Origin of the sequence: Rhodanobacter sp. T12-5 (genome assembly GCF_008329435.1) — a bacterium.
Lineage (GTDB): Bacteria > Pseudomonadota > Gammaproteobacteria > Xanthomonadales > Rhodanobacteraceae > Rhodanobacter.
In genome coordinates this window covers 124081-138862 of the sequence record NZ_NPKN01000006.1, presented here as the reverse complement: position 1 = coordinate 138862, position 14782 = coordinate 124081, and the positions used below count along the sequence as shown (strand labels likewise).

The 14782-nt window shown below is 65.0% G+C and carries 11 protein-coding genes; 8 read left to right on the top strand and 3 right to left on the bottom strand.

Features of this window, described 5'->3' with window-relative positions; genetic code table 11:
* Window positions 1–293: 293 nt before the first annotated feature.
* From CIW53_RS12930 to CIW53_RS12915, 4 genes are all read left to right on the top strand, one after another.
* A complete protein-coding gene (locus tag CIW53_RS12930) occupies window positions 294–842 on the top strand; it encodes an isochorismatase family protein (RefSeq protein WP_149365142.1) in 549 nt (182 codons plus the stop codon).
* Window positions 790–1791 (top strand): helix-turn-helix domain-containing protein, encoded by a 1002-nt coding sequence (locus CIW53_RS12925; RefSeq protein ID WP_242451902.1) that lies wholly within the window; start codon window positions 790–792, stop codon window positions 1789–1791. The genes CIW53_RS12930 and CIW53_RS12925 overlap by 53 nt, the downstream gene beginning before the upstream one ends.
* 603 nt (window positions 1792–2394) lie before the next feature.
* Window positions 2395–3561, top strand: coding sequence for a ScyD/ScyE family protein (locus CIW53_RS12920; protein WP_149365140.1), 1167 nt, complete (start codon window positions 2395–2397; stop codon window positions 3559–3561).
* A 193-nt stretch (window positions 3562–3754) separates the two neighbouring features.
* Window positions 3755–4186 (top strand): hypothetical protein, encoded by a 432-nt coding sequence (locus tag CIW53_RS12915; RefSeq protein ID WP_149365139.1) that lies wholly within the window; start codon window positions 3755–3757, stop codon window positions 4184–4186.
* Between the two features lie 74 nt (window positions 4187–4260).
* Here the strand turns inward: CIW53_RS12915 and CIW53_RS12910 are convergent, their stop codons facing one another.
* Entirely contained in the window at window positions 4261–4923 is a 663-nt protein-coding gene (locus tag CIW53_RS12910) for a GNAT family N-acetyltransferase (protein ID WP_242451901.1), read from the bottom strand.
* Between the two features lie 65 nt (window positions 4924–4988).
* On the opposite strand from CIW53_RS12910, the gene CIW53_RS12900 reads away from it, so the two are divergent.
* Window positions 4989–6056, top strand: a complete 1068-nt coding sequence (locus CIW53_RS12900) for an endonuclease/exonuclease/phosphatase family protein (RefSeq protein ID WP_242451900.1) — start codon at window positions 4989–4991, stop codon at window positions 6054–6056.
* Window positions 6057–6353: 297 nt separating this feature from the next.
* On the opposite strand, the gene CIW53_RS17965 is transcribed toward CIW53_RS12900, so the two are convergent.
* Window positions 6354–6614, bottom strand: coding sequence for a hypothetical protein (locus tag CIW53_RS17965; RefSeq protein ID WP_242451899.1), 261 nt, complete (start codon window positions 6612–6614; stop codon window positions 6354–6356).
* On the opposite strand from CIW53_RS17965, the gene CIW53_RS12895 reads away from it, so the two are divergent.
* The 3 genes from CIW53_RS12895 (at window position 6604) to CIW53_RS12885 (ending at window position 13580) form a co-directional block, all read left to right on the top strand.
* Window positions 6604–9246 (top strand): TonB-dependent receptor, encoded by a 2643-nt coding sequence (locus CIW53_RS12895; protein ID WP_242451898.1) that lies wholly within the window; start codon window positions 6604–6606, stop codon window positions 9244–9246. The genes CIW53_RS17965 and CIW53_RS12895 overlap by 11 nt on opposite strands.
* A 146-nt stretch (window positions 9247–9392) precedes the next feature.
* Window positions 9393–11978 carry a glycoside hydrolase family 3 N-terminal domain-containing protein gene (locus CIW53_RS12890; RefSeq protein WP_242451897.1) on the top strand — a complete coding sequence of 862 codons (2586 nt, stop codon included), beginning with the start codon at window positions 9393–9395 and terminating at the stop codon, window positions 11976–11978.
* 54 nt (window positions 11979–12032) lie between these two features.
* The gene (locus CIW53_RS12885) at window positions 12033–13580 is read left to right on the top strand and encodes a glycoside hydrolase family 30 beta sandwich domain-containing protein (protein WP_149365136.1); all 1548 of its coding nucleotides are present in this window, start codon (window positions 12033–12035) and stop codon (window positions 13578–13580) included.
* Window positions 13581–13701: 121 nt separating this feature from the next.
* Here CIW53_RS12885 and CIW53_RS12880 read toward each other — a convergent pair whose 3' ends face one another.
* On the bottom strand, window positions 13702–14760 hold the full coding sequence (locus CIW53_RS12880; protein WP_149365135.1) for an aldehyde reductase: 1059 nt from the start codon (window positions 14758–14760) through the stop codon (window positions 13702–13704).
* Window positions 14761–14782 lie beyond the last annotated feature (22 nt).

Here is a 14782-nt window from a genome sequence, read left to right as displayed (position 1 = left end):
TCCACGGGCGTGGGTGCTCGATACGCTCCGCGGAGCCGGCCTGCACAACGATCGATCCAGCAGGAGCGTCGCAGCTCAGGTGTCCGAACGCACGAAGCCGTCGTGTCCAGGTTTGGCATGGCGGTATCCCCGGCCCGCGGGTCTGTTCGGCCCGGCGAGGTTTGCCGGGTCGGTGCGGTCGCGCCTGCCTGCCAGCGGGCTGGCCGGATCCGTCCGCTCGTGGTCCGCCATGGTGCTCGCTGACCGTTCGCGCGCTGCCTACAGTGGCGACTCCTTTACCGATGGAGTTACCCATGTCCAAGCTGCCTGCCGTACTGGTCATCGATGTCCAGCAGTCGTTCCTGCATGCGCCGTACTGGCGCGAGGACGATGTACCCGTTTTTCGCGAAAACCTGGTGAAACTGCTCGATGCGGCGGCGGCGCGTGGCTGGCCGATCGTACGGATCCTGCACGAAGACGACGACGCGCATTTCAGCGCGGCATCCGGCCTGGTGCGGCCGATGGCGTGGGTGCCCGACGCGCATGACGTGGTGTTCCACAAGCGCGTCCACAACGCCTTCACCGATACAGGCCTGCAGGCCTGGTTGAAGGAGCGCGGCATCGAGCGGGTCATCGTCAGCGGCATCCGCTCGGAACAGTGTTGCGAGACCACGGCGCGTGTGGCTTCGGATCTCGGCTTCGCCGTCGACTACGTGACCGAGGCGACGCTGACCTTTCCGATGATCCACGCCGGCAGCGGAACTCGCTACGATGCGCAGGATATCAAGCAGCGTACCGAGCTGGTTCTGGATGGCCGTTTTGCCCGCATTCGCACCGTCGATGACGTCCTCGCCGATCACTGAGGTGTGCTTCGTGCTGCCGCCGGCGCTGATCCTGCTGGATCTCGCCGGCGCGGCCGATGCGTTCAGGATCGCCGCGTCGATGGGGCTGCCGGTGCGCCTGCGGATGGTGGCGCCCATACAGAGCGGCGAGGCCGCGTCGACCGCGCTGGGCGTGGGCCTCACCGGCATCGAGCCGCTGCCGACCCAGCTGGGCGAGCACACGCTGATCGTGGTTTGCGGCGCCACCGGCAGCGGCGAGGCGGTGTTGTCGTCGCCCGCCAGCAAGGCGCTGGTCGAATGGCTGCGGCAGCATGGCGGCCACGGCCGATCGCTGGCCTGCGTTTGCTCCGGCGCCCTGCTGGCCGGCGCCGCCGGCTTGCTGGATGGTCGGCGCTGCACCACCCACCACAGCCTGCTCGACACGCTGCGCCGGCTGGTGCCCAGCGCCGAGGTGCTGGACAGCCGCGTGTTCGTCGAGGACGGCGAGGTATGCACCAGCGCCGGCATCACGGCGGGTATCGACCTGGCCTTGTACCTGATCGCCCGGCTCGGCTCGCCATGGCTGGCCGCCGCCGTCGCGCGCGAGATGGCCGTCTATATGCGGCGTGCCTCCGGCGATCCGGCGCTGTCGCCGTGGCTGGAAGGACGCAACCACATGAGCATGGCCATCCATCGCGTGCAGGATGCGCTGGCCAAGGCGCCCGATCAGGACTGGCCGCTGGCGCGCCTGGCCGACATCGGGCACATGAGCGTGCGCAGCCTCACCCGTCATTTTCGCGAGGCCAGCGGCATGTCGATCAACCGCTACCACGCCAGCCTGCGACTGGCACTCGCGCGCCAGGCACTGGCCAGCGGCGACAGCGTGGAACGCGCCGCCGAACGCGCCGGGCTGGGTTCGGCACGCCAGCTGCGTCGATTGTGGTCGGTTCACGCCGGCGACAGCCCCGCGTCGGCCCGCAGGCGGCACTGAAGGCCCCACGATTTTTCGGTCGCATGGGCGAAGCGGATCGACGCAACCGGCGACCCTGCAAAAGTCGAAGCGCGCTGAGGATGCCGGGACCTGATCGAACCGACAATGTCCTTTCTCGGCATCGGTATTGCCGGTAACAAGTCGTCGCTGCGCACAAGACCTTGCCCGACCGATCACCCGGGCATAACGGGGCCTGAGTAGAATCCCGCGCGAGGACAAGCTGGTCCGGGTGGCAAAGCCCGCATGATCCAGCGATTCAAGCTGGCATCGGCGATGCCGGACGCTGATCGACAAGTAGCGCGAGCGCTCCTCGAATTCATTGCCGGTCGAGCCCCGTTCGATCATTCGCTTGCCGCGTGGACCCCGGATGCTGGAGGGCTTCGGGCAGGAGCGCGTTCGTGTGCCTGCATCGTGGCGTTCCACCCGGGACAGGGCACGCAAACCTTGACGAAGCCGCGGGTTTGTCGCGCCGGCGGCCTCATGCATCGCCGGCGCGCTGCGGCGTGCCGGTGGTCGGATCGCCTCGATGCTGTCGGACGGTCTGCCATTGCTAGGCGACGCGGCACCGCCCGATCTGCCGCATCCTCCCTGGAGGGGATCCCAATGATTCATCGAAAGCTTCTCGTCGCCAGTGCCTTGGCGCTCGCTCTCAACGTTGTGGTGTTGCCGACCCTTGCCGCCGCCGAGCGGGCAGCGACGCCCAACGCGAACGATATCGCCAGCCTGGTCCAGACGAATACCGGCTATCCGGTCAAGGTGTCGGTCTACGCCACAGGCCTCGATAACCCGCGTGGCTTGAAGTTCGGCCCCGACGGTTACCTCTACGTCGCCGAAGGCGGCCGCGGCGGTACCCTCTCGACCACGCCGATGCAATGCAAGCAGGTGCCGAACGTCGGCCCGTACACGGGAAGCCGCACGGGCGGACGCATCTCCCGGATCGATCATCACGGCCACCGACACACGGTCACCAACAAGTTCCCGTCCAGCCAGACGAATGCGGCGCAGGGTTCGCTGGTCAGCGGCGTGGCGGATGTCGCCTTCATCGGCGATGACTTGTACGCGATTACCGCCGGAGCCGGCTGCTCGCACGGTGTTGCCGGCACGTTCAATGGGGTGGCGCGGATCGGCCACGATGGCTCGATCCACTGGATCGCCAACCTCAGCGCGTACCAGAAACATCACCCTGTGCAGAATCCTGAAGCGGACGATTTCGAGCCGGACGGAACGTGGTATTCCATGGTGGCCCTGCGCGGCAATCTGTACGCGCTGGAGCCAAATCACGGCGAGTTGGTGAAGATCACGCCCCACGGCAAGATCCGCCGCATCGTGGATGTCTCGGCGACGCAGGGGCACATCGTGCCGACCGCGCTGGCGTATCACCACCATTTCTTCATCGGCAATCTCCACACGTTCCCGATCGTGACCGGATCCTCCAAGGTGCTCAAGCTCACCGCGAACCGGCAACTCTGGCCGGTGGCGGGGCAGTTGACCACGGTGGTCGGCATCACCTTCGACAAGTGGGGGCGGATGTATGTGCTGGAGAACACCACCGGCAAGGGCAACCTGTTCCCGACGCCTGGCACGGGTACCGTGGTGCGCATCGATCCGTCCGGTGCGCGCAAGACCGTCATCAGCGGGCTGGTGCTGCCGACCGCGATGACCTTCGGGCCGGACTGCGCGCTGTATGTCTCCAACGCCGGGTTCGGCTTGCCGCCCGGCATGGGGCAGGTGTTGCGGTTCGACCTTGACGGCGGGCGCCATGCGCCTTAGCCGATGACACCGGAACGACCCGCGGTCCGCTGCGGGTCGTCCTCTGAAGCGCGCGCAGCGCTGGCCGGTTGCACACGCCTGAGTCGAGGTTTTTCGCGTTCTTCAGGCGTTGCGCTTCGCGATGAAATCCATCGTGCCGTGTTTATAATCGGCCGCGCGGCACGTCGGCCGCCTGGTTGAAGGGGATAGTTTCATGTTGCATTCGCGAATCCGCACGATGTGGCGGCCGTTGCTGTTGGCGCCGATCCTGTTGTTGCTGATGGCATCCCGTACGGCGCCACTGGTCGACCCGCCACCGATTCCGTTGCCTGCCAGCATCAGCCAGGACACCGTCGTGCATGTGATCGGGCAGGCGCTGAGCAGATACGGCTGGCGAATGGTCAAGAGCGTGCCCGGCGAGATCGATGCCGTCTACGATCCACGCGAGTTCAGCGTGACCATCGCGGTGCACTACGACGCCAGGCAAATCCAGATCAACTACGTCACCAGCGAGAACCTCAAGTACAAAGTCAGGCATGGCCGGCCTTACATCCACACCAGCTATGACCGCTGGGTCAGGAACCTGGCCACCGACATTCATAACGAAGTGATGGTCGGGACGCAGGAAGCGGGCGGGGTGGACTGACCCGGTCCAGTGCCTTTCCGGTCGCTGGCCTTGGCGGGGCGGCTGCGCAACGACCGGTTCTTGATGCGATTGTTTTACCCCGGGGCTCCTGCGTGGTAGCGCATGGCTACGTCGCACCTTTCATAGCGTGCTCCATATCGGGCCATGATTCCCGCATCGTGTCGGAAGCCAAGCTTCTCGTACAGATGGATGGCAGCGGCGCATTTGGCGTTGGTGAGCAGGTACAGCGGCTCGGCTCCCAGCAAGCTTGCCCGGTCGATGATCGCGGAGAGCAGAAACTCCCCGGCCTTCATGCCGCGTGCCGACTCGCGCACACCCATCTTGGTGAGTTCGTAGCTGGCCGCCCCCGTCTTCTGAAGGGCACACGCACCGACGATACCCAGTCCGCTTGCCTCGACAAAGAGAATGACGCCACCCGCGTCGATGATCCTCGCTCGCGGGTTCTCCAGCACGTCCCGATCGGTTTGTTCGAGGCGGAACATGGCATTGATCCATTCCGCATTGATGTCTCGGAAGTGCACCGCGAGATCATCGCTGAACTCATGGATGGCAAGGACGTCACTCATGACAAACACGGCTTTGTGGGGTGGGAGATATCCTAACCGTTGCCGGTGCGAAGTGACCGGCGGGCATTTCGGCAGACGTGCGGGCAGGTCGATCTTGGCCGGGTCGCGCACCTGGTTAGACGCCAGGATGTCGCTGATGCCGCCGCGCGCGAATACCTGGGCTTCGGACACTTCTGGCAGCAGTCGCCGACCACACCGCCCAGGCGTTCCTGCAGCTTCTGCACATCGACCGACTTGTGCATCTTGCCGTGGCCGCGGTGGCGCATGCCGTGCGCTTTCGCGTAGTCGCCCATCTTGACGATGTTGCGTTCCAGCGCGTCGAGGTCGAGCACCAGGCACGGCGTCTGGACATCCGCCTCGTCCATGCCCGGCAGGGCGATGATGACATCGATGCGCTTGCCATCGGCAACAGGCAGGGCGCTAGACTGAACTTCCCGATGTCGCTTCCTGCCCTGAGGTATGTGATGAACCTGCGCCACTGGTCTTCGCTGTTTGCCTGTGTGCTTGTGTTTGGCTTGGCCGGTACGGGTGCGGCGGCGGAGGCGCCGCTGCGGGTGATGACGTTCAATGTCCGGGTGCCGGTGGACACCGGCATGAATGCCTGGGAGAACCGGCGCGACCTGATGGTCGAGGTGATCAAGGCGGAGCATCCGGATCTTCTCGGCACGCAGGAGCTGACCGAGGAGCAGGGCGAGTACCTGGCCGCGCATCTGCCGGGCTACGCCTGGTTCGGACAGGGCCGCGAAGGCGGTACCAAGGGCGAGCACATGGGCGTGTTCTATCGCACGGATCGCCTGAAGGTGGAACGCTCCGGCGATTTCTGGCTTTCCGATACCCCGGACGTCCCCGGCAGCAAGACCTGGGGCCAGCCCTATCCGCGCATGGTCACCTGGGCGCGGTTCGGCCTGCGCGATGGCGGCGGCAGCTTCGACTACCTCAATACGCATTTCCCGTATCGGGCGGAGGATGTCCGCGCGCGCATGCTCAGTGCGGACGAGATCCTGCGATGGATCGGCAAGCTGCCGTCCGGAGACAAGGTGATCCTCGCCGGGGATTTCAATTGCGCGCCCGATACACCGGTGCACGCCAAGCTGACCCAGGACCTGCAAGATGCCTGGATCACGGCATCGTCGCGCTCCGGCCCGGCCAGGACGTTCCACAACTTCACCGGCAACCCCGACCAGCGCATCGACTGGATACTGAGCCGCGGCTTCAGGCCGATCGCCGTCCACACGATCACCACGCACGAGGGCGCGCGCTATCCGTCCGACCACTTCCCGGTCGTGGCCGAGTTCGGCCGGTAACGCTCACAAGCGCTTTTCACCATCTGCACACAACGCGTGGCGCCTTGTCGCGCTTGCGTTCCGGTCGTCGTGCGTGGACGGATCGCGTGAAAATCATGAACAGTCTCTGACGCCCGAGCCAAACGACGATGGGTTCGATTGTTGGTGGGTCGAAAAGTGAACTCCCCCCTGTTCCGCGGCAGAGGGCAAGCGCAAGATCTGTTCCACGGGGCTAGACAAACTTCAAGCCAGGGGCAATAGGGAGATCTGCATGAACCATCGTTGCGTGTTGCAAGGCGCCGTCGCGCCAATCCATTTTCACCGTCGTCCGTTGGCCGCCGCCTGCGCGGTGGCATTGATCGCCATCGCGGGTTTCGGGCCTGCCTTTGCGCAGGAGGCGGCGAGCCAGCCGCAACAGCTGCCAGCGGCCGTGTCGGCGACATCGCAAGATGCCGGTGCCGCGAAAGCCGACGACACGGCCCGGAAGGGCAAGAGGAAGTCCGCAAAACCGGTGACGGATTTGAGCCGCGTGGTGGTGACCGGGATCAGCAGCAGCATCGCCAGTTCGATGAAAACCAAGGAAGACTCCAACAACATCGTCGAGGCGATATCCGCCGAGGACATCGGCAAGCTGCCGGATGTCAGCATTGCCGACAGCCTTTCGCGCGTGTCGGGCCTGGCCACGCAGCGCGCGGATGGCCACGCCAATGCCATCGCCATCCGTGGCCTGTCGCCGGACTTTGCCGGCACCACCCTCGACGGACGCGAGCAGGCGACGATCGGCGAGAACCGCGGCGTGGAGTACGACCAGTACCCGGCCGAGCTGGTCAACGGCGTGACCATCTACAAGACACCCGATGCCAGCCTGATCGGACAGGGCCTGTCCGGCACCGTGGATCTGCACACGATCAATCCGCTGGATCTGTCCAGGCGGACGTTCGTGTTCAACCTGCGTGGCGAGCACAACAGCAACGGTTCGCTCAATCCGGGCACAGGCACGGGAACCAATGGCCATCGCGCCAGTTTTTCGTACGTCGACCAGTTCCTCGATCACACCCTTGGCGTGGCGGTGGGCGTGGCCACGATCGACGAACCGATCCAGGAGAAGCAATACCAGGCCTGGTGGTGGAGCGCGGACAACGGCAGCGCCGGCATCGACCAGAACTGGGGCGGCCCGCACACGCCGGGCATGCCGGACAATGTGATTTCGCAGGAAGGCATGCAACTGCGCGCGCAGTCGCAGAACCAGAAGCGCAATGGCCTGATGGCCGTGCTCGAGTGGGCACCGAACGACGTCTACTATTCGAAGCTGGACATGTACTACTCCACCTTCACCAAGCGCAAGTTCACCAATGGCGCGCAATGGTCGAGCAGCCCGTACGACAACGTCGGCTACGACAATGTGCAAACCGTGCCCGGCCAGCCGCTGCCGATCGTCACGTCCGGCACCATCCTTGGCATCGCGCCGATCCTGCAGAACGAGTACACCAAGGAGCACGACAAGCTCTACTCGATCGGCTGGAACAACAAGCTGTACCTCGGCGACTGGACGATGATGGCCGACCTGTCCTCGTCGAGCGCACGGGTGAAGCTGCACGACGCCTACCTGTTCAGTGGCCTGGCGAACGGGGCCTTCACCAACGTCGACTTCAACACGCCGAGTGGGTTTGGTTATCCTGACTTCCGGCCGGCGGTCGATCTGCGCGATCCCGGCACGGTGGTGTTCACCGATCCGGACAACTACGGCTACAACGGGCGCGAGGAGCTCGACCGCCAGGACGACACCATCCACGCATTGCGCCTGCAGGCAAGCCATCCGGTCGGCTGGATCTTCAGCGACATGGATGTCGGGCTGGCCTGGTCGGACCGCACCAAGACCAAGCATGCCGACGTGCTGTTCGCCTATCTGAATGGCAACGGTTCCACCCAGGACACCTACCAGAACCACTTCAGCGCACCGATCGACCCGTCGCTGCTGTACAACCCGACGTCGCTCGGCTACGGCGGCATTCCCGGCATCCTCAACTACAACGTGCTGGGCGCGATGCTCGGCAACCAGTTCTACCTGGTCCCGAAGAACGGGCAGGGCGACTGGAGCCGCAACTACACCGTCGAGGAGAAGGTGCCGCTCGCGTACGTGAAGTTCAACATCGACACGCAACTGGGCAATATTCCGCTGCGCGGCAACGTGGGCGTGCAGTTCGTGCACACCGACCAGTCGTCGCAGGCACTGCAGACCAATGGCGATTCGCTGGTCGGCAAGATCAACGACGGGGCGACCTACAACAACGTGCTGCCCAGCCTGAACCTGGTGGCCGAGATCGGGCAGCGGCAGTACTTGCGCTTCGGCCTGGCCAAGACCATGGCGCGTGGCCGCATCGATGACGAGAAGGTGTCCACGTCGGCCAACGTATCGCAGATCACCAATGGCCCGGGCGCGGGCCAGGTGCTGTGGTCGGGCAGCGGCGGCAACCCGCAGCTGCGGCCGTATGTGGCGGTTGGCACCGACATCTCGTGGGAGAAATATTTCGGCGAGGCCAGCTATGTGGCAGCGGCGGTGTTCCACAAGAACCTGCTCAACTACATCTACAACCAGACCGTGCTCGACTACGATTTCTCCAACTACACCAACGACACGCCGACCCTGGTGCCGACCAGCAACATCGGTTCGTTCACCACGCCGGAAAACGGCACCGGCGGCAAGATGGATGGCCTGGAACTGTCCGGGGCACTGGAGGGCGGTTTGCTTTCCAGCGCGCTGGAAGGGTTCGGCGCGCAGGCCAACTTCTCGCTGACCAACAGCTCGATTCCGCTCAGCTCGATCTCGTCGGTGCCCGGTGGTCCGAAGACCTTGCCGGGCCTGTCGCGCAAGGTGGCGAACCTGGCGCTGTTCTACGAACGCTACGGCTTCTCCATCCGCGTGGCCGAACGTTATCGCTCGTCGTTCACCGGCGAAGCGGTGGCCCTGTTCGACCAGCTCGGCTACACCAGGATCCTGGCCAACCGGCAGACCGACCTGCAACTCGGTTACGCGTTCACCGGCGGACGCTGGGATGGACTGTCGCTGCTCTTGCAGGTCAACAACCTCACCAATTCCTCGGATTCGTCGGTGCAGGTCTCCACCTTGCCCAACAACGTGCCGCTCACCCGGCCGCTGGAATACGACACCTGGGGCCGCACCATTCTGTTCGGCGTCAATTACAAGTTGTAGGCTGGGTCAGGGGAGTCTTGCCCCCTCGATGGCGTCATTCCCGCTTCGAGGGAATGACGCCGCTGGGTTTTCGAGGTTCCCATCAGGTAGGGCGCACGGCAATTGCCACCGTACGCAAGTTCGACGATTCGAAATGAGAGTTTTTAATGATCGGTATCAGGTATGCGAGTCTGGCTTGCGCCAGCATGTTGATGGTGGTTGCAAGCAGCGTCGTGGCGGCAGCGGATGCGGCTTCGCCCGGGATGACGAAACAGGCGCTCGCGCCGACCCATTACACCGACTGGCCGCGGATCCATCCCCGCACGAAAACGGACCCGCAACTGGACGCCAGGGTGCACGACATCGTCGCGCAGATGAGCCTGGCGCAGAAGATCGGCCAGATGACCCAGGCGGAGATCAAGTCGATCACGCCCGATCAGGTCCGGCAGTTCTACATCGGTTCGGTGCTCAACGGCGGCGGCTCCTGGCCGCAGGGCAACAAGCACGCCAGCGTGGCGGATTGGCTCGCCCTGGCCGATCGCTACTACGACGCCTCGATGGCGGTCGATTCGCCGGTGAAGGTACCGGTCATCTGGGGCACGGACGCGGTGCACGGCGACAGCAACGTGTTCGGCGCCACGCTGTTTCCGCACAACATCGGTCTGGGCGCGGCACATGACCCGGACTTGATCCGGCAGATCGGCGCGGCCACCGCGCGCGCCGTGCGAGCCACCGGCGTCGACTGGGCCTTCGCACCCACGCTGGCCGTGGCACAGAACGTGCGCTGGGGGCGCAGTTACGAGAGTTTTTCCAACTACGGGCCGCTGGTGCGCGCCTATGCGCGTGCCTACGTCACCGGCCTGCAGGGGAATTTCGGCGACGCCAACGTGATGGCCACGGCCAAGCACTTCATCGGCGATGGCGCGACCGCCAACGGCACCGACCAGGGCGTTGCCAAGGTGAGCCGGCTGGACATGATCAACGTGCACGGCGCGGGCTACTACGGCGCGCTGGAAGCCGGCGTGCTCAGCGTGATGGCGTCCTATAACAGCTGGGATGATGCGGCCGATGGGGTCGATTATCACAAGATGAGTGGCGCTCGCGCGCTCCTGACCGGCGCGCTGAAGGACAAGATGGGCTTCCCCGGTTTCATCGTGTCCGACTGGAATGCCATCGGCCAGTTGCCCGGCTGCAGCAATGCCAGTTGCCCGCAGGCGATCAACGCCGGCATCGACATGGTGATGGTGCCCGACGATTGGCAGGCGTTCATTGCCAACACCACACGCCAGGTGAAGGATGGCGTAATTCCGATGACGCGCATCGATGATGCGGTAAGCCGCATCGTGCGGGCGAAGCTGGTGATGGGGGCATTCGCCAAGCGGCCGTCGCAGCGTGCTGGAGCGGGTGATGCAAACCTGTTGCAGGACCGTGCGCTTGCGCGCCGCGCGGTACGCGAATCGCTGGTGTTGCTGAAGAACAACCATGACGTGCTTCCGCTCAAGCGCGGCAGCAGGGTGCTGGTGGTCGGCAAGAGCGCCGACGCCATCGCCAACCAGGTCGGTGGCTGGTCGCTGACCTGGCAGGGTACCGACAACGGCAATGCCGATTTTCCGCACGCGACCAGCGTGCTCGCCGGCATCCGCAAGGCGGATGGCACAGCCCAGGTTACTTATCGCGCGACGACCGAGGGTGTGGATCCCAAGAGCTTCGACGCCATCATCGCGGTCATCGGCGAAACGCCTTACGCCGAGACCATGGGCGACATCATCCCGTCGGCCACGCTGCGCCACAGCGACCGATACCCCGAAGACCTCGCGGTGCTGAAGGCCGCCGCCGCGTCCGGCAAGCCGGTGGTGACGGTGTTCCTGTCCGGACGTCCGCTGTTCGTCAATGATCTGCTCAACCTGTCCGATGCGTTTGTCGCGGCATGGCTGCCAGGAAGCGAAGGCGACGGCATCGCCGATCTTCTGTTTGCGGGCAAGGACGGCAAACCGGCGTTCGACTTCACCGGCACGCTGGCCATGCCGTGGCCGGGTGCGCCGTGCCCGTATGCCGCAAGCGACGACAAGGCGGCCAGCTGGCTGTTCGCGCGCGGCTACGGGTTGCGTTATGCCGACCAGCACAGCGTGCCGATGCTGCCGACGCATGCGGAGGTGACGACCTGCGCCAGCACGTCGACGCTGCCGATCTTCCACACGCTGGCGCAGTCGCCGTTTGCCTTGTACCTGGGCGCGGGCAGCGGCGGCCACGATGTCCACGCGGTAGGCGCGGATCTGAATGCGGCCATCGAGTGGCCGGCGGTCCATCCGGTCATCAGCCTGCGCACGGTGCAGGTCAACACGCAGCAGGATGCCAAGGCCGTCACCTGGCACGAGCCAGGCCGGTTCTTCGCGCAGAGCCCGCAGCCGACCAACTTGATGCCGCTGGTGGCCACGCATGCCGCGCTGCAGTTCGATGTGGTGATCGGTACACCGGCGCGCAGCCCGGTGAAAATCTACATGGGCTGCGGCGACGACTGCGTCCGTGCGGTGGACGTCACCGGCCTGTTCGCCGCGTATGCGCCGGGCAAGCGGCGCAGCGTATCGCTCCCGTTGCAATGCTTCATCAAGCCCGGCGCAGATCTCGCGCATGTCGACGTGCCGTTCGGGGTGCTTGCCTCGCCGCCGTTTTCAGCAGCCTTTGCGAATGTGAGGATTGTCGCGGGGGCCGGAAACGGCGCGGATGCGGCGTGCCCCGAGACGGCCCATCGATGATCGCGGGAACGAGGTTGCGTGAAACCGTAGCCGTCCGCGGCAAGCACGCCCGCCATGGATGAAGGGCAGGGGGTTGGCCGCTGGACGGCGATCGCATTGGTGGCCCTGCTGACGCTGTTGGCGTTGTCGGCGATGTACTGGCCGCGCCCGCAGCCGATCACGGAAATCATTGCCAAGGTGCTTGCGCCGACCGGCCCCCGGGTCAAGGTCTGGTTGAGCACCGCAGATCGAAGCCTGCGCCTCGCCGAACAGGCCGACGTTGTCGCTGACGGCCACGACGCCGGCACCAGAGCGTCCGATGTAGTCATTGACCTCGACCGGAAGTATCAGACCATGACCGGTTTCGGTGCGGCGCTGACCGACTCGTCGGCGTGGCTGGTCCGGAACAAGTTGAATCCATTGCAGCGTGCCGCGCTGCTGCGGGAGCTGTTCGGCCCGCCGCCCGGGCTCAACTTCAACATGCTGCGCATCAGCATCGGCGCATCGGATTTCTCGCTGCAGCATTACACGCTGGACGACATGCCCGCCGGCCAGGTCGATCCCGACTTGCAGCACTTCAACATTGCCGTGGCCGAGCGCGATGTCATACCGATGCTGCACGACATCCTGGCCATCCAGCCTGGCGTGCGCATCATTGCCTCGGCATGGAGCGCGCCGGCCTGGATGAAGACCAGCGCCAACGTGATCGGCGGCACCCTGTTCGAGCAATACGAGCCAACCTACGCGAATTACCTGGTGCGCTTCGTCGATGCGTTCCGCAGCGACGGCATTCCGATCTTCGCGCTGACCGTGCAGAACGAGCCGGACTTCGAGCCGCTGACCTATCCGGGAATGAACCTGCCGGTGGATGCGCGCGCCCGCATCATCGGCAAGTACCTTGGGCCGGCGCTGGCCGGGCGCAAGCCGGGCATCGCGATACTGGGCTGGGACCACAATTGGGACGAGTCGAATCAACCTCTGGGCGTGCTTGCCGACCCCGATGCGCGACGCTACGTCGCCGGTATCGCCTGGCATTGCTATCGCGGCGATCCGACCGCGCAGACCACGGTCCATCGCGCCTTTCCAAAGAAGGACGTGTACCTCACCGAATGTTCCGGCGGTGACTGGCCGTCTGCCAGGAACGGCGAATTGCTGCTGTTCGCACGCAACATCATCATGGGCGCGATCAGCAACTGGGCGCGCGGCGTGGTGTACTGGAACCTGGCGCTGGACGAAAACCACGGCCCGCATGCAGGTGGTTGCGACGAGTGCAAGGGTGTGGTCACGATCGACTCCGCCACGGGCTCGATCAGCCGCAATGACGAGTATTACGCGTTCGCCCATTTCAGCCGCTTCGTGTTGCCCGGTGCCGCGCGCGTGAAATCCGGCAACACGAACGCGGGTATCCACGAGGTGGCCTTCCAGAACTTGCCCGATCAGGGCCGGCACGACGGCTCGGTGGTGCTGGTGGCCGTCAACGGCAACACGACGACCAACCGGCTGTCGGTCAAGCAAGGTTCCCTCCGCTTCCAGTACGACCTGCCGGCGAGCAGCGTGGCGACGTTCGTGTGGTCACCCGCTGCAGCGAGTGCACCTGCGCCGGCGGCAAGCTCTGCCCGATAGCGGCGTCGAAGGCGATGGACTGCAGCAGGTTTGCCCGAAGAAATCCACGGAGGCGGCTGGCGCTGGTTTGATGCTGCGGATTCCCGCGGCGAATCGACGTGATGGAGGAAATTGAAATCCTTCAGTGGCCGATGGCTTTTGGACCAGCCGGACTTTCCTTCAACAGCCCCAGCCGCAGCAGGCTTTCGGCGGTGGCGACGATGGCTTCCTCGCTCGAACGCGGTGCCCAGCCGAGCAAGCGCCGGGCTTTTTCGCCGGTGGCGTTCTTCGGCTTGCCGAGTTCGGGAAGGATCTGCTTGACCGCCGGGTCGCGCAGCGCTGCAAGGCGCACCAGCCAGTTCGGCAGTTGCCGGGTCGGCACCCGTTTGGCCGCTGCGCCCATGCGGTTCTTCAGGATCCGTGCGATGTCGCGGATCGAAAGGAAATCACCCGCCACGGCGAGGAACCGCTCGCCCTTCGCGGCGGGATCGGTCATGGCGCGGATGTGCAGGTCGGCGACGTCGCGCACGTCGACGGCCCCGAAATCGAGCTGCGGGCAGCCGGGCATGGCGCCGTCCATCAGCCGCTGCACCAGCAGGATCGAGGTCGAATAATCCGGCCCCAGCACCGGGCCGAACACTCCCACCGGATTGACCACGGCAAGTTCGAGCGCGCCGCCTTCGCGGGCGATGAAATCCCAGGCAGCGCGCTCGGCCAGGGTTTTCGATTTCGCGTAGGGTTGCACGTCGGCGGCAGCGGGGTCGGTCCAGTTGTTTTCGTCGAATGGTGCCTGTTGCACCGGGTGTCCGTAGCCGATCGCGGCGAACGATGAGGTCAGCACCACGCGCTTCACGCCCGCATCGCGCGCGGCCCGCAGGACGCGCAGGGCACCTTCGCGCGCGGGCACGATCAATTCGTCCTCGTGCCTGGGAAGGGTGGCAGGAAACGGCGACGCGACATGCAGCACGTAGTCGCTTCCGGCGACGGCTTGCGGCCATCCGGCGTCGCTCTCGAGATCAGCGACCACGAAAGACAATGGGTCGCCCGGCTCGGCACCGCCTTGCTTCAGCATGGTGCGAACGTCGCCTTCGCGCTTCAGGCTACGTACCGTGGTGCGTACCTGATGGCCTGCGGCCAACAGCTGCAGGATCGCGTGGCTGCCGATGAAGCCTGATCCGCCGGTTACCAGAACGGTGCTCATGGTTATTCCTGTGGTTGGATGC